Genomic DNA, 21,548 nt, shown 5'->3' on the forward strand with positions numbered 1-21,548 from the left:
TTGGAGGTAGTCCACCCTTTCGTGCTCAGACTCCGCTAGCAAATCCGGGCATGCGGATTCTCGTTGTGTCCGGACGAATGCTGGTGTTTGCAACTTCCTCCGGCCTAACAATTTCTAGCCGGCATGCCACTCATCGCCATCGCAATGGCTGCACGTCACAGGGCGCGGAAAGCATGTGCGAATCACCGTTCTCAGGCATGGCGACAGGCTGTTTGGGGTCGTTCAGAGACGGTCGCGGCGAAAAAAGCCCTCAACGAGTGAGGGCGGGGAGAATGGGTCCATCTTGAGAGAGCTTCCGTAGCGGGGCCGCTACAGAAACAATCATAAGAGCGGAATGTCCGGTCTAATTGCCCGAAAGGTCGACAGTTTCGACGCCTTTTCGCCGTCAGAACAGCGCAAGCTGGTCATCGGGCACGAAGACCAGCATTGTGGCCGCCTGCACGCTTGGCTGCTTGGGATCAGCACTCACGTGAAGGGTAAGTTCAACTTTGTCCTCGTTTGGCGATGGCGAAGGATTCAACTCAGTGCAATCAGCCGGCGCTGGTACCGCTTCACTCAACGATTCCATTGCCTCACGGAAACGCTGGAGTCGCAGCTTCGCACCCCACCCTCCAAGGACGTGAGCCGGTGTGAACCATGTGCCCCAAGCTTCGACGGATAGCGCGTTGCCGTGCACGACGATGGCGGGGATATGCAGGAGCGACAACTGCACGTACGCCATATGCACACACCGTGGATCGATGTCGATACACGTCGCATGCATCGACTGCTGGTAGTTGCGCCCGGCGTCGTGGAGCGCATCGGCGCAGGCAATCACCATCCCGGCCGCGCCACAGGCCGGCTCGCTGATCGAGACGAAACCATCGCGATCGATGTAGGGATTGCCATCGCCGTTGTTGATGCTTGCCATCAGACGCGAGACGCTGTAGGGCGTGAAGAACTGCCCTGCCCGATCGTTGCCGAGCTCGAGCAACATGTACGTCTGACCAAGAACGTCAGCCAAGCCGTCACCATGCGGGACAAGCTGCTGCACCCGAGCTTCAAAGGTCATCGTCAAGGCGCGCAGCATATGCGAGAACCGGACCAGGTCCTCGCGTTCATAGCGCTTCACGATCTCCAGATAACGCTTCTCCCGCGCATCGAACTGGTGGCGGTCGACCGCGTTGCTGATGGCAAGCGCCGACAGTTCGACAAAGTCGGAGAAGACCTCGTGCATTGAGTGGCGGTGCCCAAAGGCTTTGAAATAGGAAAGCAGCTGTTTGTGGGGATCGCTGGCGGTGCCTTCGAACCTGCGTTTGGCGGCCTTACTCATGGGCGGCGCCTAAGCAGAAATGGGTACGCTCGACGGTTGGAAAAGGCGTAGCCTCCAGCCTGGCCACCCGATCCACATCGGTCGTGCTGAATTGTTCTGCGGCCAGGAGTTGGCCAATCAACTGGTTGTACATCGTCTCGAAGGGAATGCCGGGACCCGCCCGCAGGGACTCGGTCCCATGCGGGGTTATTGTGGAGGCTCAGTGCAAGCCAAGCGATGGCACTGTGGGCGTGAAGCCCATGGCCCACCATTGCGCGACAGGATGATTCGGGAAATCCGGAATCTCGACAACCCGGAAGATCTCCTGCACAAGCACGATCGCCGAAGGGCGCGCAAGCACGGCTTCGCGCTATCTCTCCTGCAGCCGGAGCCAGGTCAGCTCGGCGCGGGCGATGTGATCCCATTGGAGCGGCAGCAACGACTCGTCGAAACGTTCGGCACCTTCGGCAGTCATGACCGCGACGACTTCGTGATAACGGCCAAATTCATGCGGAAAGCCGCGACGCACGAAACGGAGAATCGCGGGGTCCGGGTTGCCGAGAATGCGTTGCAACTGGCGGATATACACGGCGCACTCGCGGCGCGAGCGTTCGCTATAGTCATCGCGGCCAACCTGTGCGCACGGCTCTTCGGCCGGGACAGGCCCTACTTCGATATCGATGGTTTTGGAATGAAACATGCGTTTCCCCTACAGGATGGGGAAACGCCCCCCCGGGATCGCTTCCCGGATGGGTGTAGAACCGCGCGCGAGCCAGAAGGACAGCGCGCGGCGGTGATCAGACCGGTTGCTCCGAGAGATGAGCGAACCTGACCAGCACCCACAGCACGGCAATGGCCAGAGTGGCCACTACAAGCGTGGAGAGCTGAAACGAAAGCAGTGCGACGTTCGCCGAGGTGAGGATGAAGAACAACGCTGCGAAAAGGATCACAACCAACGCAACGATCGCGGCGGCCGTTTCCGGGGTTTTAATGAAGGGCATGATGACTCCAGACGGAAGACGGAGCCATGGCCCATCAGGGACAAAGCCCCAATGGATGAAGGAAATTGATAGCCGGGGAACCGGCGGTGTCGATGCGCGTAGCGCGGAGAATCGGGCGAATATTACCTCGCCTTCCCCCGCCCGACAAGATTCCTATGCTCAGGAAGGCTTCACGGCCGCGGCGCGCGCCAGCCGGTTCGATTCGCGCAGGCGATTGACCACGGCCCAGCGGCGCTGCTCGACCTCTTCGGGATTCTCGAGACTCGAGTAGTCTTGCACCGGGCCGCCCCCGATGAACGGCTTGTAGTCCTGCGGCAGCCTGCCTTCGGCTTTGGCTTTCTCGCGCTGCAGGCGCCCGAGCCCATCGCTGGTCTCCGTGATCGCGACATAGTCCCATCGCGCCGGCACCGCGTCCTCGGCGAACCAGATCTCCCCTTCGCCCTGCCCCACGAGCGCGACCACGTCATAAATACTTCCCAAGGATGAGGGGTTAGCGCGCACCTCGAAGCGCAGCACCTCGGGCCGGGGATGCCAGAACACCCGGTCCAGATAGCGCTTGAAAATGAACGCGTCCAGCCGGGCGATCTCGCCATACAGCGGCTCGCCAGGCGCAACGAACTGCGGCTCATCCTTAGGGCGATTACCCAGCGATACCTCGCGCGCGGTGGTGGTGGGGGTGGGAAACATGGGAATTCCGGTAAAAGACGCCCGAAATTCTATCCCTTTCACGCCCTACTCCTGAAGTCGCGCCGGGGAAATGGATGGCCGCGCAGTTCGCCCGCCGGCCGCTTTGACTTCGATATGGAGCCGGCATCTTGGGTCAAAGACCATTTCATACCTCAGCTGCCATGCGCTTCACCCGATTCGGACGCCACGACCCCATCACCTTCGGACCCCGCCGCCAGGCCGCCTTCGCTCGCAAGCAGCAGCGTGAGCGCGATAGGTATCCGCTCTTTGCGGAACATGTCGCCGCCGAGCAGCATGGCGCCGACGAAAAGTTCGAACGCCGCCAGCGGCGATCGGACCGGCTCGAGGCAACGACGCCCAATCTGCACGCCCGGATCTGGCGCGAAAAGCGCGACGCTCGCAAGGCGCGCCGAGATCCTTTCGCCATGCCATCCATGAGGGGCCGGGTCGGCAGCGGGCGACCAGTAACGACTGCTAGCTAGTCTCAGCTTGGTGCCCGCTTTCGAACCTGGAACGGCGCTCCATCAAGCGCCGTGGCTGTTGGTACTTACCGAGCCCGGTCGTCGGCCCGGACCCCGCGCCGTCGCCGTGGGGCCGTTGCCGTCACGTTACGTCATGGTGGCGAGCATGTTGTCTGCCGCCTTCGTTCGCAGCACCGCAGGCCCACTTGACGAGCAGTCCGAGTATCGTCATGACCGCGCCAAATAGGAAAACGAGGAATGCTATTCCGTAAAGGCCTCCGCCTGTTCCTTCCACCGCGAGAAAATACATCGGATAGCCGCCCATAAAGCATATACAGGCACATGCCAGCCAATACAACCACCACAGCCAACGAAACCTTCCACTCCCAAAGCGGCTTAGGATGTAGAGCACGGCGGCGATACATCCTAAAGCGGTCGTAACGAAACCAAGAAATCCCATAGCTAGTTATTCGTATTCTCGAACGATCGAATTTGCGTAGGCCGCCTCTTGTGCACGGCACATCTGACATACGCATCATACCCAGCTCGCATACGGCAGCCGAATAGTCCTCAACGAATCTGAGGCTTCATGCTGGCTTCACCATCAACCCATAGCGGCTCGGTATCTTCCGCCCTTTGGAATAGCTCTCGCAGATGCGAAAGGCAGGTCGCCAAAGCCCGTTGCCGCCTTCCGAGCTGTGCGTCGGCTCGTGGACGGCGAAGAGTGAGCAGTTTCCGATCCTCCAGGCGCCTCTGCGGAACGACCGCTCGTGGCCGGGAACGGTCTTTAGGAGCATAGGTTTGGCGATAAGCAAAGGCGCCTACCGCTCTTTGTACGAATCTTTCAATATCGGCGGCCTTTCGCGAGCTCCCAAAACACACGGCGGCACAAAAAAAGCCCGGCTTTTCAGTCGGGCAAACATCATGAACACGGTTGTAACATCGATTCGACGCAGTTAATTTATTGCAAGCTCCGGAAAGAGGTCGACAAACGATTTCGACATTGCGAGGAAGGAGCGCGCAATGTGAGGATCGAACGCGTTGCCGATCTCTCTTTCGATCACCTGGCATGCGAACTCGTGGCTCTTGCCTAGTTTATAGGCTCTACTCGAACGCAGCGCATCGTATGTGTCGACGATGGCCATCATGCGCGCTGTAAGCGGGATATCGTCGGCGGAAAGTCTGTTGGGATAGCCAGTACCATCCCAGCGCTCGTGATGGCAGGCAGCCATGGCATGAAGATAACCAAGCGCGGGATTGGGTTGAGATACTACCGATGATGCAAGCTCGGCGATTCTGCGCCCATGATAGGTATGCGCTTGGATCAGTTTGTACTCTTGCGGGGATAGGCTTCGCGGGGCGAGTAAGACTTCGGGCGGCACGCATACTTTTCCGACGTCGTGATAGAACGCCCCGAACGCCATTGCTTCCGGGTCTATCACCCCCTTCACCGCATCCTGGAGTCTGGCTGCGAAGGCCAGCATTAAGCGGGAGCAACGGTGCCCGTGAGAGAGCGTTTCGTAGAGGGCCCGAAGATATTCGCCCACTAGGGTCTTGCTGTCCGCGTCCTGCCGAGTTGCCTCAGCTATCGCCAGACCTACGGCAGCCTGCGCCGTCGCACAGAATTGATTTGGATACATGGTCGTGGGCACCATTGGAGGCCCGGCGGCGACACTGCCGGACCTTTGGGGTGTCTCTCTGTTGAAGTCAACGCTGGTTCACCACTGGTAAGCGATGCCGCCACCGACCGTCGTCCCGCCCGCAGAGACCCCAGCACCGGCTCGTAGTTTGATGTTCCGGTTGATCCGAGCGGATACCCCGATCGCTCCGGCACCGTAGCCTTGATACGAGGCGCCGGCTACGCCAACAGAGAGCGTCTTTCCGGGATCCACATCGGGAAGCATTGAGAGGGCCGAGGCGCCGGCAATCCCGCTATAGGCCTTGGATGCGACGTCGCCAATCATCCCGGTGACCTGATCGACCCGACCGCTAAGCTGGCCATAGGAACTGTCGAGTTGGCGTCGATTCACGGCATCGGTAGGTTGGACGCCGTCAGCGATATTGCTGAGGATGCGTTCATTGCCCGCCGTGCCAAATGACACAGTGTTTGCGCGGTCGGCGACGGCGTTCGCACCAATGGCGACGCTGTTGTTCGCACTTGCTGTCGCACCGGCACCAATGGCTACGGACGCCGCGCCGACTGCGGCCGCATTGGCACCCGCGGCAACGCCCTTGGCGCCTGTGGCAACTGCTCGATCAGTCGAGTCCCCCGCTCCACTGGCCTTGAAGTACGCGCTGTCTGCGGCGAGCTGACCGATTTGCTGCCCCACCGTCTGCTCGATGCCGCTTACCCGAGTGTTCGTTTCGTGAAGCTGGTTGCCGGTGACGGCGTCGGTGCTGCCAGCGGCAATCGCACCGTCGGATAGCCCGGTCACGGTTCGGGTTCCGTCAGTGCCAGAGACATTTACCTTGTTGCCACCCTTGTCCTGCGCCACAGCGATGGTCCCATCGGCGTTTTGGCGGACAAGACCGATTTCCCCATTGTTGATCTGCTGCGTGACGTTGGCGACCTGACCTTCTACACCGGTGACCCGGGTGTCGAGCGCGTCCACTGCGGCCTGGACACCATGCACCTGCTGGCCGCCGACCGAATAGACGGGGACCGACACGGTGCCATCGAACAGAACCTGTGATCCTCCACCCAAAGCAGTTGAGACCGAGCTACCGATGGCGTGGATTTGGCCGCCATTGACGGCAAACGTACTATCGGACGTGATGGCGCCTGGCGCGAGGCCCTGAATCTGACGAGATTCGCCCTGGCTGTTTGTCAGGTTGATCAATGAACCGCCAGTCTGGGTGCCGACCGTGATGACGCCAGTGGTTGGGTCCTGCTGTACCAGGCCAATGGTGCCGCCAGTAATTCTGTCGTTGAGATCCAAGATGTCGTCGCGGTTGGTGTTCGATCGCTGATCCAGATTCGTCAGGGCGTCGCCGACGTTATGGAACGTCCCTTCTGTCAGGTTGTAGGTTGGGACGATAAGCCGGCCCGTCGCCTGATCGAACTGCGCGTTGCCGCCAAGGGCTTCGGCCATGGAGTCGGCGGCGCGCGCCACTTGCCCGAAGGTCGCGGCGTCACTCAGCGACACGCCGTCGCGGACATTCGCGATGATTCGCTCATTTCCAACGGTGCCCACCGAGACGGTGTTGTCACGGTCAGCGATCGAGCCGTACCCGATCGCTACAGAACTGCCCGCGGTGGCTTGCGCACCGCGACCGATAGCCGTCGAGGCGCGGCCGCTGGCGATGGCAGCATTGCCTACGGCAGTCGCGTCGCGTGCCGCCGCTGACTGACCACCCATTGCTGTGGACTTTTCGCCGTAGGCGCTGGCACCGTAGCCGAAGGCGGCGCCGTCCTCTGCGGACGAGGCGTCAGCGCCAACGGCGCTTGCACGCGGTCCGTTAGCGATCGCGCCTGCACCGGTCGCGAGCGAATGCCGCCCGGTGGCAGTGGAAAACGCGCCATTTGCTGTGGCCGATTCCCCCGACGCTGTCGAGTTTGTGCCCGTGGCTGTCGCGTGGCTGCCTGTGGCATTTGAACCTCGGCCGACTGCGGTTGCCGCGGCGCCGCTCGCCTGTGCGAAGCCCCCGATTGCAGTTGCATCGCGAACTGCTGTGGCGCCGCGACCAATGGCAGCAGCATCGCTACCATCCGCGGTCGCGCCGTAGCCCAATGCAGTCGCATCTTCCACAGATCTGGCGTCGGCGCCCACGGCAGTGGCGCGCGAGCCGGTAGCCTGTGCGCCGGCCCCGGTAGCGACGGAGTTGTTGCCAGTCGCACTGGCAAAGGCGCCGCTCGCCGTTGAGAGGTCACCTGACGAGACTGCATTGACGCCGGTGGCCATTGAATGGCTGCCGGAGGCTCGTGAGCCGCGTCCAACGGCTGTCGTGCCAATTCCCACAGCCTGCGCATCGCTGCCCAACGCTGTCGCATCCTTGTTTGCGATGGCGCCTCGACCGGTGGCAGTGGAGTTGCTGCCTTCCGCCCTCGCATCATACCCAAACGCCGAGCCGTCTTCGACAGCATATGCGTCCGCGCCGATTGCGCTCGATCGAGGGCCCGTGGCAGTCGCAGCTGCGCCAACGGCAACGGAGCGGTCACCGGTCGCAGAAGAGAAGGCGCCCATTGCGGTAGAGACGTCGTCTGAAGCCTGGGCGTTGGTGCCAATAGCGGTCGAGTGACTGCCGTTCGATGCGGCTCCCCGGCCCACGGCGGTAGCGCCGGCGCTGGCGGCTTGAGCAGCCGCTCCTACTGCGGTGGCGTCCTTGCTGGCAGAGGCGCCTCGTCCCACGGCGACTGAGTTGCTGCCATTCGCTTTTGCTGCGTAGCCAAAGGCCGAGGCGTCTTCCATTGCTTCAGTGTCGGCGCCCACCGCGCTTGCGCGTTGCCCGCTGGCTTGGGCGCCTGCGCCATTCGCGAGAGAATAGTCACCAGCGGCCGTGGCAAATGCGCCGTTAGCGGTCGCGGCAGACCCCGTCGCGCTGGCATTTGTACCGGTAGCAGTCGCATGGCTGCCGTTGGCTAGCGCACCGCGTCCGAGTGCGCTGCTGCCATTACCTGTAGCCTGGGCGCCGCTGCCAAGCGCTGTCGCGTCCTTGGCTGCATTTGTGCCTCGGCCGATTGCCGTGGCGTTGGATCCATCAGCCATCGCTTCGAAGCCGAAGGCCGACGCATCCTCCTGGGCCTGCGCATTGGAGCCAACCGCGCTGGCTCTTTGACCGGCGGCTTGTGCCCCAGCACCTGTGGCTAGGGAGTTGTCGCCTGCAGCATTCGAAAACGCGCCGTTTGCAGTGGCAAAGGCGCCTGTGGCCGAGGCACTTGTGCCTGTAACGCTCGCGTGGTTGCCGGTCGCTTGCGTATTGCGTCCCACAGCGGTCGCACCTACGCCAGTCGCTGACGCACTACCGCCTACGGCTGTTGCGTCCTGTGCGGCCGTCGTGCCCCGACCGAGCGCGGTCGAGTTTGTGCCATCGGCGTGGGCGTCAACACCGAACGAAGACGAGTCTTCGACGGCCTGGGCGCCTGCGCCGACGGCGCTTGCACGCGCCCCCGATGCTTGCGCGCCGGCGCCTGTAGCCAACGATCGGTCGCCGCTGGCTGTTGCGAAAGCCCCATCTGCTGTTGCCATGCTTCCCGACGCGGTAGCGGCGGTTCCAGTGGCCGTGGAATGGCTTCCGAGTGCTTGGGTGTTCCTGCCTACAGCCGTGGCGCCGGTCGCCGTGGCCGTAGCACCACTGCCAAACGCCGTAGCGTCTTTTGCTGCTTCAGCGCCGCGCCCAACCGCCGTCGCATTGCTGCCGGTCGCCTTTGCCTGGTAGCCAAGTGCGCTTGCGTCCTCGGTTGCTTCGGCGAATGCGCCGATGGCGGTGGCCCTATGGGAGTCGGCAGTTGCCGAGTTGCCGATCGCCACAGCATTATCCCCAGAAGCGCTCGCGTTGGGGCCGAGTTCGACGGACGTAGGAGCGGCTGCAAGCAACAACGGTTCACTGAAGATGTCGTAGTCAGGAACCTGCTCGGTTGTCCTGGGGCTGTCGGGCTGCTTGGTCGCTGTGGACGGCGAAGAAGATGATGCTGCAGAGCCCAATCCCTTCGGCACATCTTTGCTGGACGATGTGACATCAGTATTCGTGAGATTGCTACCAAATACCTGAGCCGCTACCCTCGGGCCATCCAAGTCCCGGGTTGCGGATTGAGCACTGAGGACGGGTTGAGCGGCGACAAGAGCGATGATCGCTGACACGGCAATTGCTGAGATCGACTTGCCCTTGCCGCGGCGCTTCACGTTTTCGGCGGCAGCCACCCAAGTTCCTGTGGTGGCGTTCCAGATTGAGCGGTAGACGGTGTTCATGATGGCCTCCTAGCCAATACTTTGTTTTGTGTGCGCGTTTTGTGCGATTCACGCAATGAAGTATTGGAAAGCCAGCCGGGTATGGCATATCAAGGAATCACGAACGTGGCGTCGTGATTCCACTACCTTGTGTGAAGGAACCCGGAAGTGGGATAAGGCAGGTGCTCAGATGGCGATTTGCAGGACGCCCGACGTCCGCAGCCGTATCGGTGATTCCTCAGCCTGCAGGCGACCTTCCCAGACAGCGAGGATGTCGTTGAGTCGATTGATTTCCGGGTGGAACAGGGCGAGTGACGCGGACGCGGCGTCCGCGATGATCTCCAGCCTTACGTCGACAAGACCGCGCGTCATCTCCACCGGCTGCATCCGTACCGTCAGGGTCCCTTCGGTGGAGGCGCGATAGGCAATGTCGACGAGGGAAAACAGGATGTGCTGAAATCTCGTGGGTTCGACCCAGATACACAGCGCGGGTGATCCCGCATACTCGATCGTCACATCTCTCCCATCGCTCTTGCCGGACTCCACGACCGCTCGGACGCCACCGAGAAACAAGTCGTGCAGATTGCATCGTTGCCGTAGTGGTCGGCCGATATCGGCGTGTGCTACGAGTTCTCCCACACTAGAAATGCGCTGCTCCAGCATTTGCAGGGCTCGCTGCGCACGATCAAGGCTACTTGCGCGGTCTTCAGCACTCCCGGCCTGGATTGCGTTTTCGATTTCTGCCCTTGCAGCGCGCGCTGCTTCTTGCAGCTCCAGCTTCAGCTTGTCGACGAGCATCCCATTGAGCTTAGCGATTCGCCCCAGTTCCTCGCGAGACTGGCGCAATTCGCGAATGGCCAAGTCAATGGTTGTAATGTCGTGACTGCCGCAGATCATCGCACTTAGCGAACCGCTTTCATCCTGCAGCGGAGCAGCCCATATCACTGCACTCCGGGGAATGCCGTGGACATTGAGCGCATACTCGCGCATGAAAGGCTTGCCTTGCTCACCTGCTTTGCGAAAAGCGTCCAGGATTTCATTGGCCTGCGATTCGGAGACACCTAGCACTCGCTCCAGGGCCTCCGGAACAATCTGGCTAAAATGCGCCAGATCGGCGCCAAGTTGCTCGCGAAGATAGGCATTGGCAAACAAGATGCTGCCTTGCGCGTCGCGGATACTGACTGACGAGGGGATGGTATCCAGTAAATTCCGAATGACGGAGGAATCGGCCGAGAGCCAATCGGGCAGGCTACGAAGATCTGTCGCTGCCACCGGCATGTCGACCAGATGGTTTCGTCGGGCGATATCTGCGAGTTCCACAATGGTAGATGCGTTCAGCTTGCGCAGTAGGCGCGTCTTGTAGGTGCTGACAGTGCTCTGACCAACAACCAGGAGTTGCGCAATCTTTGTGAGTCGATATCCGCGCGCAAGGTACGTCAGGACCGTACGTTCCCGATCGGTGAGGTGGGCGAGTTGGCTCTCTTCGGACTTCGCCAACGAGCGTGGGTCTTCGAAGTCTGGGAAATATGAACGGCCACGGGAGAAGGCGTCCAGTGCTCGCTGGACTTCAGAGAGGTCCTCGATCTTGCTCACGAAGCCATTGGCACCTGCATGGATGCACAGGCCCACCGTGTGAGAATCATCCTGGGAAGAAACGACGAGAATCTTGGCATTTACTGCTTGCGCTCGCAGTCGTTTGATGACCTCAAGGCCGCTCAAGCGGTCCAGCTTTAGGGCTAGCACCAAGAGGTCTGGTTCGCGAGACAGAACCATGTGCGTAGCTTGGAGACCGTCTTCCGCTTCACCGACGATCTCATGCCCGCTGGCCTCAAGCATTTGCCGTAGCCCGTGGCGTGAAAGCGCTTCACCTTCAGCAATGACGACGCGACCCATCTTGCCTCCGCTCAGCCAGCGAACCGTAGCGCTGGATTCTGCTGTGAATACTACTCCAACGACGTTTCAGCTCTTCGCGCCACAGTATGACGGGCGGTTGGCAGCCGCCCGACAAGGATGTGCCGGCTGGGTCGACGATCTCTGATCGACCCCTCACGGTCACTCAGATCTCTCTTTCCAGCGACCAGAAGCGTGGCCAAAGCGGACGTTCCCGATTTTGTGTGGCCGGTCTCGAACAATCTCGGCGTGGACTTCTGAGATCGTCGACGTTAGTCCCACTCCGCCTCCGAAACTAGCTCTGCCGACACGAGCCCTTCGACGGTCATCTGGTAGAGCTTCCGATAGCACAACGGACAGGGCGCCCAGTCCAAAGCCTGGTTGCCTCCAAGCTCGAAGTGTAGTTCGCGGATCCGAACGGGCGCGCCGCATTCGCAGACGAGAATCTTGGTTTGGTCATCCATCGCGTATCTCCATGGCAAAAGGGGATTGCAGCATGTGACGGCCGGAGATCTCCATGGAGCAGCGGGTTACTGATCTTTCCCTAGCATGCGCGCGAAGGCACAGCAGGCTCCGAAGAGCGCAAGCATAGAAACAATATTTTGGTGCAGGGGCAGTGTCGGATCTTGCCGATACATTGATTGCCGAGAATCAATCGCCGAGCACCTGGGGCGACCAGTCCGGGAAGGGGGCCTGTCTTGGAGAGTGGCAGCGACCGGCGCTTCTCGGTCACTCGATTTTGTCGCTTCCTACGGCTGATATGCGGATCGATGCTGTCATTCGAACGGCGATCCATCTGTGGTTAGGCCGAAGCGGATACCGGGCGCCGAGATCCTTCGCCATCGGCGTTGCCAGTGTGGTCGGCAGGTAGTAAGTCGAAACCCGGGCCAGGGTCTGGGCAATCCCCAGCCTCGCGATCACGCTACTGCTTGGCTCCATGGCGGTCCCCTTGCTGGTTATTCCACTTCGTTGCTGTCGGTGTCGCCGGTCTGGGCAACGGACAACCGGCAGATACTTGCGGCCCACACCCGTCGGCACCAGCATCTGATAACCGCTGGCGGTGAGGGGCGTCATGCCGCGTATGGCGACGGCGCTTACACCATCCGGCCCGGCGCCTTCGGTGCCGCGACTGCTGGCAGGCTCCCGCGCAACGTGATCGAACGTGGCCACCGCTGCGCAGACACGCTGGCCTACCGGCGTACGGCGATGGCGCTCGGTCTGCCAACACACGGCCCCATGCAGCCGATTGACATCCCGGATTTCGCTACCCGGTTCCTTTCCGCTCCCGGCGACCTCTTGGTCGACCCCTTCGGCGGTACGATCCGCACCGGCGTCGCCGCCGAGCGCCTGGGCGGTCGCTCGATTGCAACGGAATGGATCCTTCGGTACGTTCGCGGCGCCGCCGAACTCTGCCGGCAATCCGAAGGGTTTCAGCTCGATCCCGCCCTCGAGTGTGCAACCCAACCCAAATAGCCGTGCATTCCTCCGACGATCGAGAATATCCTGAGCCCGAAACGGTCCTGGCCATCCAAGGCGCCATCTATACCGGTCAAACGGGCGGCCCCATGGGTCCACCCGGACACTGGCTCAACGAATTCTGGCAAATCGGCGCAGCACTACGCGATGACGCCGGAATGCCGCAAGACTTCCAGACCACCGCGCGCGTGGACCTGCTCGATACCACCAGCCAGTATCTCGCCGCACCCATGGCGATGATCGAACTGACCGGCCACGCCAATTGACCGGGCGCAAGCCGCTGGCAGGCATAATGCCGGCACTTTCAGCACCGGAATTTCCCCATGCCAAGCGGCCTTCTCCAATGCGCCCACTGCGATGGGGCACCTCTGCACATCGCTGGCAGGCTACAGGCAGTTATCGTATGTGAAGAATGCGGCATTTCCACCCCGCCAGTCCAGATGGACTCCGAGGACCCGGGTGCCGTCTTCTCCCAACTCAGCGCGATCTGGAACAGCCGCGTCGAGCACCGTCCCGCCGACGAGCACGCCATTTCGATGACCGCCCGTCGCGCGCTCACCTCATCCGACATCCCGTATTTCCTGAATTTGGTCGCTACCACCACGGATTGGGAAGAGAACGGACCCAAGTTCGCCGCCATGGCCGCGGCCCTGGCCCAGCCAAGGTACGAATTCAAGCACGTCGACTCGCCTGAAACCGTGGTCTCGCAGTCATCGCGGTATCAAAAACTGCTGAAGCGCGCGAAGATCATCTATATCGATGGCGCGCCCATGATTCGCTTTGACCATATCCCGGCGATGTGCGCGGAGATTGCCGAAGAATCGCTCGCCGACAAGGATTGGCCGTTACTGGACTTGCACGAGTTCATCGGCCAGGCCATCGATAGGCTTCCCGATCACTGGCAACCTTGACTTTGACGCAGGCACGGCAAGCTGGTGGGGTGTTAAATGATTCGCTTCCCGTCATGATTCCCCGTCTTGCAGTCGTCTTCTTTCTCTCAGCCACTGCGGCCGCCGCCTCGGCCAAAGACACCGCGCAATGCGCGGACATCCTCGAGGCACGCGCGCCCGCCCTACTTCCGCTTTGGACTGGCGTGGCTGGTCGGGGCGTTCACCCCGTTGTTGTTCTATGTTGGCCTCGCGGCCCGGATGATGCGCTGATTCCGGGCAACTCGTTCACTTACCTTGCGAAAGGCGCGTCAAATGACGCGCCTCTCGTCCTTTTTGAAGGAAACATGTTCCTCTTCGAGGATGCTAACGGGCGTAGGCCAGCATGAGCGTCGCCAGCGCACCGGCGTGTTGCACCAGCTCGCCGAGGGATTCGATGGCGGCGGCATCGGTTTTCTACTCCTTCCCGGACGTCATTCCGGTCGTGGCCACCCCACAAAAATAGGACAACGACCCGCTCGACTGTTCACTAACCCAAGTGACGTCGCCAATCCTTGAGCAGATTAGCCTATATCTGCTCTAAACATACAAATCTGCTCACATTTTCGGGCAGATTCGGCTAGAATCGACGAGAATCCATCTTCCTTTCGCGCATATCAACCCGGAATTGAGCAAATTCCGTAGGAACTGAGCAGCTTCCTCTTCATGGTTAAAACCAGCCCTGCCGCCGTTCTGGAGGCGATTCGCCAACTGGTGGCAGCTGGCCGCGAGCGCGTGTCCTCCACTGAGGTGATCACGGCCACCCAAGGCAGCTCGGCCACCGTACGCCGACATCTCGATGCGCTGTGTGCCAGTGGGGAGCTAATCCGCACTGGCCAGGCCCGAGCCACACGCTATACCCTCGCGCGCCCCGCGCCAGCAACTGAGTCTTCAGCCACCCTGCACGCGGTGCCCGCCTTGCTCGACGCCGCGGCGGCCGCGTACCCGGAATGGTCACCAGCGTCCCTCAGGTTGCGGGACTACCTGCTCTTGCCGCTCGGCGCCCGTCATCCTGTCACCTACCTGCGAAGCTTCGTCGACGACTACGTGCCGAACGAATCGGCGCTGATGCCTAGCGCTTTGGCAGACGAGCTCTATCGTACCGGCCGCCTGGCTGGCCGACAGCCCGCGGCAACCTTCGCGCGCAAGGTGCTTGAGCAACTGCTAGTAGATCTGTCGTGGTCGTCGTCACGCCTGGAAGGCAACCGGTACAGCCTCTTGGCTACCCGCGAACTGTTCGCGCGTGGTGAGGAGGGCACGGACGCCGACGCGGTCATGCTACTGAACCACAAGTCGGCCATCGAGTTTCTCGTCGATGCAGTGCCCACGCAAGGAATGACGCTCTTCCTGATCCGGAATCTGCATGCCGTCCTGATGCTAGACTTGCTCGACGACGCCAACGCGCTGGGTGCGATCCGCAACAAAGTCGTGAACATCACGAATACGGTGTACGTGCCCACCCAGATGCCCTCGTTGCTCGACGAGATGCTGCGGCATATCATCGAGAAAGCACGGCAAATCAAGAATCCCGTGGAGGCGGCCTTTTTCCTGTGGGTGAACATCGCCTATCTGCAGCCGTTCGAGGACGGCAACAAGCGAACAAGCCGGCTGTCCGCCAACATCCCACTGATGCTGTACAACTGCGCACCTCTTTCTTTCCTGGACGTTGAAGAGAAGGACTACGCGCAGGCCATGCTGGGGATATATGAGTGCCGCGATGTCTCCATGGCCGTGGACCTGTTCAGTTGGACGTATCGACGCTCCATGAAGAAGTATGCCGTCGTGATGGAGTCGCTCGGCGTACCCGACCCGAGGCGTGTCCGGTACCGGCAACTGTTGACCGATGCCGTCGGCCGGGTAGTCCGAGAAGGCAAGAGCGTAGAGGCGGCACTGCTCGAGCTGCAGCTCACCGAAGAAGGCGCGCCCGGGCTAAAGGCGATGCTGATCGACGATCTTGGCAAGCTCGAGGTGTTCAACTGCGCACGATACCGGCTGAGCATGCCGGCCACGCAGGCTTGGATCGACGCAGGCCGGCCGATGTGACAAACGACGTGGCCACAACGCTGCGCTGATCTCCTACCGAATCCGGTCGGCCTTACTCGACGTCATCCCCCCTCCTTTGCTGCAGCACGGACAGTCTCCTTGGGACGTCACCGAGTCATTCATTTCGCCTTTCCCAAAATTCGGTAGAGCTTTGCACGAGAGATGCCGAGACTACTTGCTGCGGCGGCCTTATTGCCGCCTGTAGCACCAATGGCGCCCTCGACCTGTGCCAGCGTCGGGGCAGGCCGGTCGACAGAAAGCTGTTTGGAGTAAGTGGAGAGGTAGGCGTTCGCCTTCGCCGCCCGGCTATGGCCGGCCGCCTCGACGACCCTGAGCATTGCCGCACGATGGGCTTCGACATCCATAACCCTGCCGCCGCCCTTGACGGCTGCCAGCTGGCCACTGTGTCTTTGATACATTTGCTGCAAGAACTGATGACGCAGCCCATGAGCCGTCACACCTACTCCACCTTTTGTGATGCCGTGCTTCTCGAGGACCGTATAGAAACGCCGACGCCATTGCTTCTGCGTATAGGTCGCCGGGATCAGCGACTCTCGCCCCGGATTGGTGGCTTGCGCCAAGCGCGCGGCCTTCCCGAGCAGGTCATACTGCCAGCCGAACTCGATCGGCACACGCCGTGGTCGCCCGCCCTTTGTGCCGTCATGCACATGCAGCATCGCCGATGGCAGCACATCCCGTGCCGGCCGCAGGCGCCAGCTTTCCTTCGCGCGCAGACCGAAGCCCGCTTCCAGCATCAGCTGGATAGCGACGTGTGGATCGGTCGCCTCGATCTCGGCGATCTTCACCGCCGCATCGATCCCTTTCCCTTCCCATGACCGGTCTTCCTTTGCGACGTAGTCCCGGCTGTACCCTTCCGGCCGCACCATGTAGTCATCGATGCGACCCACCATGTTTGGCTTTCCCATCCACGACATGAAGGCACGCAGGTGTGTGAGTCGTAGATCGACCGTTCCCGCGCTCAGCGCCTTGGCCTCGACCCAGTGCGTTACCCACCATCGGATGTGCTTCTGCCGAATCGCATAGGGCGAAGTCACCGCCATCCCGCCTACCCGACGCAGTTCGACAACCATCGCCAGTAGGGCCTGCGCCCGCTGGCGCTGTGACAGTTGCGACAGCGATCGGCCGCTCACGCGTGTGCCGCTATGAGGATGATGAAGGTGCTCCGCCGCCAGCACGGCGAACTCGGCCTTGAAACGCTCCGGCAGATTGTACTGATCCAGGAGCGGGCGGAGATTGATGGTCTTGAGCATGTCTGTGTTCCGATTGCGGCACGCGGCCGCCTGCCGTGCGGCAAGTCGCACAGCTATTCGCTGGACACCGTCGACCCCCACTCGGCGATGTCCCTGTCGGTGTGCCGGGATACCACTCCCAGCTTTACCGGCTCACCCAGCCGGCCCTGCCACCACTCTTCCGGTCCTTTAGCGATGCCAAACCGATCGGCCCTGAGCATGGAAGCAATGCGTCGTGACCGTCCGCTTACACGAACACGCAGGGCTCTCGCCGTGCGCGCCGCTTGCGCGGCCACCCTATCCGGTGCATCTGACGATGCCGGCCTGCCTTCGCGTGGATTGCGTCCACTCGCCTGCGGCCGATGCCGTGATGGGTGATTACCTGTTGCGCCGTTCTGGTACCGGTGGCGCCCCCCCCGGATCGATATCTGCTCAGAAGCCTGCGTTCACCGTTCCTCGGCACGCAAAGCAGCTCCCCACCCCAAAGCCAGATCATCCCCGCCGCTGTGTGTCGGGCTTCGTGATCCGCACCCAGCCACGCGGCTGTAAGGGTGCCGGGCATTCGCGGAAATTCCACAGAGCACCTGTCCGGTGTCCGGCTTCGGAATTGTCCGCACTACGGTCTATCCTCACAAACAGACCGCCAATCGGCTTGGTATCGCGGTGTCCGGTGTCCTCACTATCCGACACGGTCCACTTGATTTGATTGTAAAAAAAGCCGGTGCAATTTCCGGCATGAACAGTGGGCCTCGCAGTGGCGCTTCACTAGGAAGAATCGGAGGCCATTTTTTGCCGCGCTGATGGCGGCGGAGTCGATGCGTCGGGGACGCGGTAGGTGCGCCAAGCATAAACCACGAACGATTCACTAGCAACGCTTCGCACTGGAATTCCGCGAGCTTTCGAGACTTGACTTCGATTTTTCGACGGTAGAGTGGGTGATAGCGATGTGCCACGAAGTCTGAGCACGTCGGAGCAGAGGGAACTTGGTCCGATCAGGTCCCACGTAGTGCCACCATGTGTCATCAAGTCCGTGGGACATGATGGCACCAGATAGCACTTGCTCCGAACAGGGCACAGATTTCCGGCGATGGCGCATCGACCGAACCAACTCCATCCACTGAGAGGTCGCTGTCAATGAAACAACAAAACGAACTTATCAAGCACCCGACCATCGCCATCGACGTTGGCTACGGCAATACGAAAGCCGCTTGGGCAATGGGCGCCGAGATCGCGACGAACATGTTTCCGTCGCTGGCTCCGCTGGCGGCGAGCAGCTCGCTCAACGCTTTCGGCGGAGGCGTCTTCAAAGGACGCGACGTCCTTAGCGTCGAAGTGGACGGAGCACGGTACGAGGTCGGCCCAGGCGTATCGATTAGTGGCGCGCATCACACCGGCCGCGCATTGTCGGAAGACTTTGCGACCACCCCAGGCTACGCCGCTCTCCTCGCCGGTGCGCTCCACTACGCCGGCGCGCGCGATGTTGAGCGCCTTGTGCTCGGCCTTCCCGTTCACAACACGCAGAAGTACGCCGCGCACCTGAAGGACCGCTTCGCGGGAACCCATGACTTTGGCTGGGGGGAGATCCATATCGGCAGCGTGCTTCCCTTGCCCCAGCCGCTGGGCACGCTGATCCACTACATCCAGCAACGCGGAAAGAACTATGATCCGGACAATTCCTACCTGGTGATCGACGTCGGCTATTTCACGACCGACTGGGTGGCGGCTCGCGGGTACACGGTCGACGACACCCGTAGCGGTGGCGTTCCAGGCGGCGCAGCGCGCATCTATCAGCAGATCGCAAGCCTGATCACGGCCGAGCGTAACCAACCGGACGCCGGCATCGAGCGAATCGACCAAGCCATCCGGAAATCCAAGCCTCTCGTGTATTTCGGGGAGGATCTGGATATCGCGCCCTATCTGTCCGAAGCGATGGCGCTCACGAATCAGCCCGTTAAGGAAATCCAGACGCGCGTGGGCCGTACAGACGACTTGCGTGCCATCATCCTCACCGGTGGCGGGGCGCAGCTCTACGCACCTGCCATCCGTGCTGCGTTTCCCCTGAATCCCATCCACATGATGGACTCACCCTGTTTCGCGAACGTACGTGGCTTCTATACGATCGGCGCCGCCACTCGTCAGGCAAGCCGATCCGCGTAAGGTCAGGCCATGGACAAGGTTCAGATGACCGTGACGCTGGTCGAGCCAGATCTGCTCGCTTACCTGCGTCAGTTCTCAGACCCGCGGGAGCGGTCCTTCATGCTGCGCATGTTGGCATTGCGGGGTCTCCAATCAGGGCGGTCCGGCGGGCACGAAGTCGTAGTCTGGCCACCAGTGCCCGGTTCGCCGGGGGTCGATCGCGGCATCGACCCCACGCCGATCCGCACTCCTGCCCCCACACCTCAGATGCAGGCAACGCCAGCTTCCGAATCGCGACCAGAGGGCGAGCCCCCGCTGTCGGTTGCAACGGTAGCTTCGTTCCCTGCGGCGCCAGAGCCAGTGCAGGTCGCAATGGGAACAAGCAATGCTGGCGCCCCCATCGATCCCCTGGCCGGCATCGACATTGGCGCGCTCAACGACGCGCTCGCTCGGTACTGACGAGGCTTGACCAGCAACGTTTCTGTGGCAAGCTACAGGAAAACCTAAGGAGATATCATCCATATGACGTTCTTCGATTATTTTTCGACCAATCACGACATCAACCGCTTCGTGTTTGGGACCGTGATCTGCTACTGCGTGGTGGAGGTGGTGGTGGCCGTCTACCGAGGCGTCAAGGCTCGGAGGACTGCATAAGCGAGATCCGTTACGAGAACGAAAAAAAAGCCCAGCGATTTGACTCGCTGGGCTTTTGTTTAAGGGGATGGGCACTTCAATGAAGAGTGGCGGGAGCGAGGCAAAAGTCCACCGCCGAATCGTACGAAAGGTTCCGCTCGAGGAGCGTGAGACTATTGCCTTCGTCCTTCCGGTACACATGGAAGAACTGCGCCTCGGACTTCCACGCTTGGACATCCTGGGTCGCCGTGCTTCGCATGGCGTGAATATGCAGCTTGTTGACGATCATCGTGAATCCTTTCTGTGGCATTGCTTTCTCCGTTGAGACTGCCACAACGGAATCCGCCCCTGTGGGCGAACCCACAGGGCAGAAGTTAAGGATCGCCGCACATGCGGCGGAAAAAGAACTAGGCGGGGACCGCCTGCTGCGAGATCTCGCGCAGCTGATAGACCGTGCGCCATTCGTCGCAAAAATCGCTGTCCCGAACCTTGGGTCGATGCAGCACGACGTTGAAGCCTTCTTGCCGTAGTCGCTTTTGCAGCGTGAGCGCGTCGGCCATGCCGGGAGACTTACCGGTCCTCGCGTCGACCTTGTCAAAGTCAGCGAAGATGTGCACGGTGTGAATCCCGAGATCGGGCGGTACCACGAACTTGCTCATCAGCACTCGGTTCAGGCAAGACCAGGTCGGGATACGAAACAGCATGTACGCGGCGTAGGCGTTCTCAATGCCCTCGGCCACTCCGATCTCGCCATGGCGCGGCGACATTAATCGGACAGCACCGCCATCCAGCGGCAGCGCGCCCGTGTAATTTCGCTTGCTGGGCAGAATCTCGCCGTCCTCCGACACGACCATTGCTTTCTCAGGCTTGTCCGGATGCAACGACGTACGATGCACAGTGGCGAGCCTGCCGTCAGCCAGCCGGTACTCGGCCACAATGGTCGGAAACTTCCCAACCACTTTTCGCTCGTGCCAGTAGTCCTGCGGGGCGATACGTAGCGACTGCGGGATGGGGGCACGCAGACCCGGCACCCGCGCCGCGAGGTAGCGCATCGCCGCATCACCAGGTTGGACAGGCTTCGAGTGGCTGATCTGCTTCATGACGCGCCTCATCAGCTCACTTTGCGGCACGACTTTGCGTGCCGGCCCCCCTGCCGCAACCGGTGGAAGCGGTTGACTGCACTGTCCATTGAGCCGGCGCTTCAGCTCCGAGTAGGACATGTTGGTGTATCGACGGATCAATTCCAGACCGTCGCCACCAGCGGGACTACCGTTATTGCACTTACGACATACCCAGTCGCCGCGTCCGCGGTTTTGGGTATAGGAAAATCGGTCCTTGCCGCCGCATATCGGACAGGGACCAGGCCGACCGCGCCAGAAGGCATCCGTGAGGATGCCGGCTGGCAGATACTGAGCAACGAGGGCGTCCCACTGCTCTGCCTTCCAGCTCTTCACAATCACACTGATGTCTTGCATGGGATGACTCCTGAGGGAGTGGTGGGTCGATGCCTGAAACAGGCGAAGGAACACTTGCTCAAAAGACATCCCGGCGACGTGGCCAGAAGGTCTTTTCAGCACGGTGTCATGCGTGGTCGGAAATGGGGGCCGATGTGTCGCGGTGATACGCCGGACAGGAAGGCAGAGAGGCCGCTACTACCGCCGGAGACCCGGCAGTAGTAGGGAAACATCAACAATGCGTTACGGCCGTAGTGCGCGCCGGTAGAACAGAACCATCAGCGTCGGAATGGAATCCCGTCGAGCGCCTTTTCGGCGAGGAAGGGTTCTGTTGCGTCACCGCGTAAACATTGACGGCAAGAATGCATGGGGCGCCGGTTTCGGGGCGAGGCAGCCCGGAAGCCGTAAAGATTCG

The 21,548-nt window shown here is 61.1% G+C and carries 19 protein-coding genes and 1 pseudogene; 7 read left to right on the forward strand and 13 right to left on the reverse strand.

Features of this window, described 5'->3' with window-relative positions:
• Positions 1–385: 385 nt before the first annotated feature.
• The 10 genes and pseudogenes from EV147_RS25140 to EV147_RS26515 form a co-directional block, all read right to left on the reverse strand.
• Positions 386–1,312, reverse strand: a complete 927-nt coding sequence (locus tag EV147_RS25140) for an N-6 DNA methylase (protein WP_130393947.1) — start codon at positions 1,310–1,312, stop codon at positions 386–388.
• A gap of 349 nt (positions 1,313–1,661) precedes the next feature.
• Positions 1,662–1,991, reverse strand: a complete 330-nt coding sequence (locus EV147_RS25145; RefSeq protein ID WP_235845014.1) for a hypothetical protein — start codon at positions 1,989–1,991, stop codon at positions 1,662–1,664.
• A gap of 97 nt (positions 1,992–2,088) precedes the next feature.
• The gene (locus EV147_RS25150; RefSeq protein WP_235845016.1) at positions 2,089–2,292 is read right to left on the reverse strand and encodes a hypothetical protein; all 204 of its coding nucleotides are present in this window, start codon (positions 2,290–2,292) and stop codon (positions 2,089–2,091) included.
• Positions 2,293–2,451: 159 nt separating this feature from the next.
• On the reverse strand, positions 2,452–2,979 hold the full coding sequence (locus tag EV147_RS25155) for a hypothetical protein (protein ID WP_130393948.1): 528 nt from the start codon (positions 2,977–2,979) through the stop codon (positions 2,452–2,454).
• A 152-nt stretch (positions 2,980–3,131) separates the two neighbouring features.
• Positions 3,132–3,347 (reverse strand): hypothetical protein, encoded by a 216-nt coding sequence (locus tag EV147_RS26040; RefSeq protein WP_157994726.1) that lies wholly within the window; start codon positions 3,345–3,347, stop codon positions 3,132–3,134.
• Between the two features lie 1,049 nt (positions 3,348–4,396).
• On the reverse strand, positions 4,397–5,080 hold the full coding sequence (locus EV147_RS25165) for an HD-GYP domain-containing protein (protein ID WP_157994727.1): 684 nt from the start codon (positions 5,078–5,080) through the stop codon (positions 4,397–4,399).
• A gap of 78 nt (positions 5,081–5,158) precedes the next feature.
• Positions 5,159–9,346, reverse strand: coding sequence for a YadA-like family protein (locus EV147_RS25170; protein ID WP_130393950.1), 4,188 nt, complete (start codon positions 9,344–9,346; stop codon positions 5,159–5,161).
• 165 nt (positions 9,347–9,511) lie between these two features.
• Positions 9,512–11,218, reverse strand: a complete 1,707-nt coding sequence (locus tag EV147_RS25175; RefSeq protein ID WP_130393951.1) for a response regulator — start codon at positions 11,216–11,218, stop codon at positions 9,512–9,514.
• Positions 11,219–11,487: 269 nt separating this feature from the next.
• Positions 11,488–11,679: a hypothetical protein gene (locus EV147_RS25180; RefSeq protein ID WP_130393952.1), complete on the reverse strand. Its 192-nt coding sequence runs from the start codon at positions 11,677–11,679 to the stop codon at positions 11,488–11,490.
• 349 nt (positions 11,680–12,028) lie between these two features.
• Positions 12,029–12,154: pseudogene (locus tag EV147_RS26515) on the reverse strand (MFS transporter); the annotation flags it as partial.
• Positions 12,155–12,184: 30 nt separating this feature from the next.
• Between EV147_RS26515 and EV147_RS25190 the strand changes: the two are divergent.
• The 4 genes from EV147_RS25190 to EV147_RS25205 all read left to right on the forward strand — a co-directional run bounded on the left by EV147_RS25190 (position 12,185) and on the right by EV147_RS25205 (position 15,660).
• Positions 12,185–12,688, forward strand: a complete 504-nt coding sequence (locus tag EV147_RS25190) for a site-specific DNA-methyltransferase (RefSeq protein WP_235845022.1) — start codon at positions 12,185–12,187, stop codon at positions 12,686–12,688.
• A gap of 2 nt (positions 12,689–12,690) precedes the next feature.
• On the forward strand, positions 12,691–12,957 hold the full coding sequence (locus EV147_RS25195) for a hypothetical protein (protein WP_235845018.1): 267 nt from the start codon (positions 12,691–12,693) through the stop codon (positions 12,955–12,957).
• A 174-nt stretch (positions 12,958–13,131) separates the two neighbouring features.
• Positions 13,132–13,602: a hypothetical protein gene (locus EV147_RS25200; protein ID WP_235845019.1), complete on the forward strand. Its 471-nt coding sequence runs from the start codon at positions 13,132–13,134 to the stop codon at positions 13,600–13,602.
• Between the two features lie 681 nt (positions 13,603–14,283).
• Positions 14,284–15,660 carry a Fic family protein gene (locus EV147_RS25205; protein WP_130393955.1) on the forward strand — a complete coding sequence of 459 codons (1,377 nt, stop codon included), beginning with the start codon at positions 14,284–14,286 and terminating at the stop codon, positions 15,658–15,660.
• 119 nt (positions 15,661–15,779) lie between these two features.
• Here EV147_RS25205 and EV147_RS25210 read toward each other — a convergent pair whose 3' ends face one another.
• Complete coding sequence (locus EV147_RS25210; RefSeq protein WP_130393956.1) at positions 15,780–16,931, reverse strand: integrase domain-containing protein; 1,152 nt, start codon at positions 16,929–16,931, stop codon at positions 15,780–15,782.
• Positions 16,932–18,044: 1,113 nt separating this feature from the next.
• On the opposite strand from EV147_RS25210, the gene EV147_RS25215 reads away from it, so the two are divergent.
• The 3 genes from EV147_RS25215 to EV147_RS26415 all read left to right on the forward strand — a co-directional run bounded on the left by EV147_RS25215 (position 18,045) and on the right by EV147_RS26415 (position 19,700).
• Entirely contained in the window at positions 18,045–19,067 is a 1,023-nt protein-coding gene (locus EV147_RS25215; protein ID WP_130393957.1) for a PRTRC system protein D, read from the forward strand.
• Between the two features lie 9 nt (positions 19,068–19,076).
• A complete protein-coding gene (locus EV147_RS26045) occupies positions 19,077–19,505 on the forward strand; it encodes a hypothetical protein (protein WP_157994728.1) in 429 nt (142 codons plus the stop codon).
• Between the two features lie 63 nt (positions 19,506–19,568).
• Positions 19,569–19,700: a hypothetical protein gene (locus EV147_RS26415; RefSeq protein ID WP_268907515.1), complete on the forward strand. Its 132-nt coding sequence runs from the start codon at positions 19,569–19,571 to the stop codon at positions 19,698–19,700.
• Between the two features lie 76 nt (positions 19,701–19,776).
• On the opposite strand, the gene EV147_RS25225 is transcribed toward EV147_RS26415, so the two are convergent.
• A complete protein-coding gene (locus EV147_RS25225) occupies positions 19,777–19,968 on the reverse strand; it encodes a hypothetical protein (RefSeq protein ID WP_235845020.1) in 192 nt (63 codons plus the stop codon).
• Between the two features lie 118 nt (positions 19,969–20,086).
• Positions 20,087–21,154, reverse strand: a complete 1,068-nt coding sequence (locus EV147_RS25230; RefSeq protein ID WP_130393959.1) for a primase-helicase zinc-binding domain-containing protein — start codon at positions 21,152–21,154, stop codon at positions 20,087–20,089.
• Between the last annotated feature and the right edge of the window lie 394 nt (positions 21,155–21,548).

This window comes from Cupriavidus agavae (assembly GCF_004217045.1).
GTDB lineage: Bacteria > Pseudomonadota > Gammaproteobacteria > Burkholderiales > Burkholderiaceae > Cupriavidus > Cupriavidus agavae.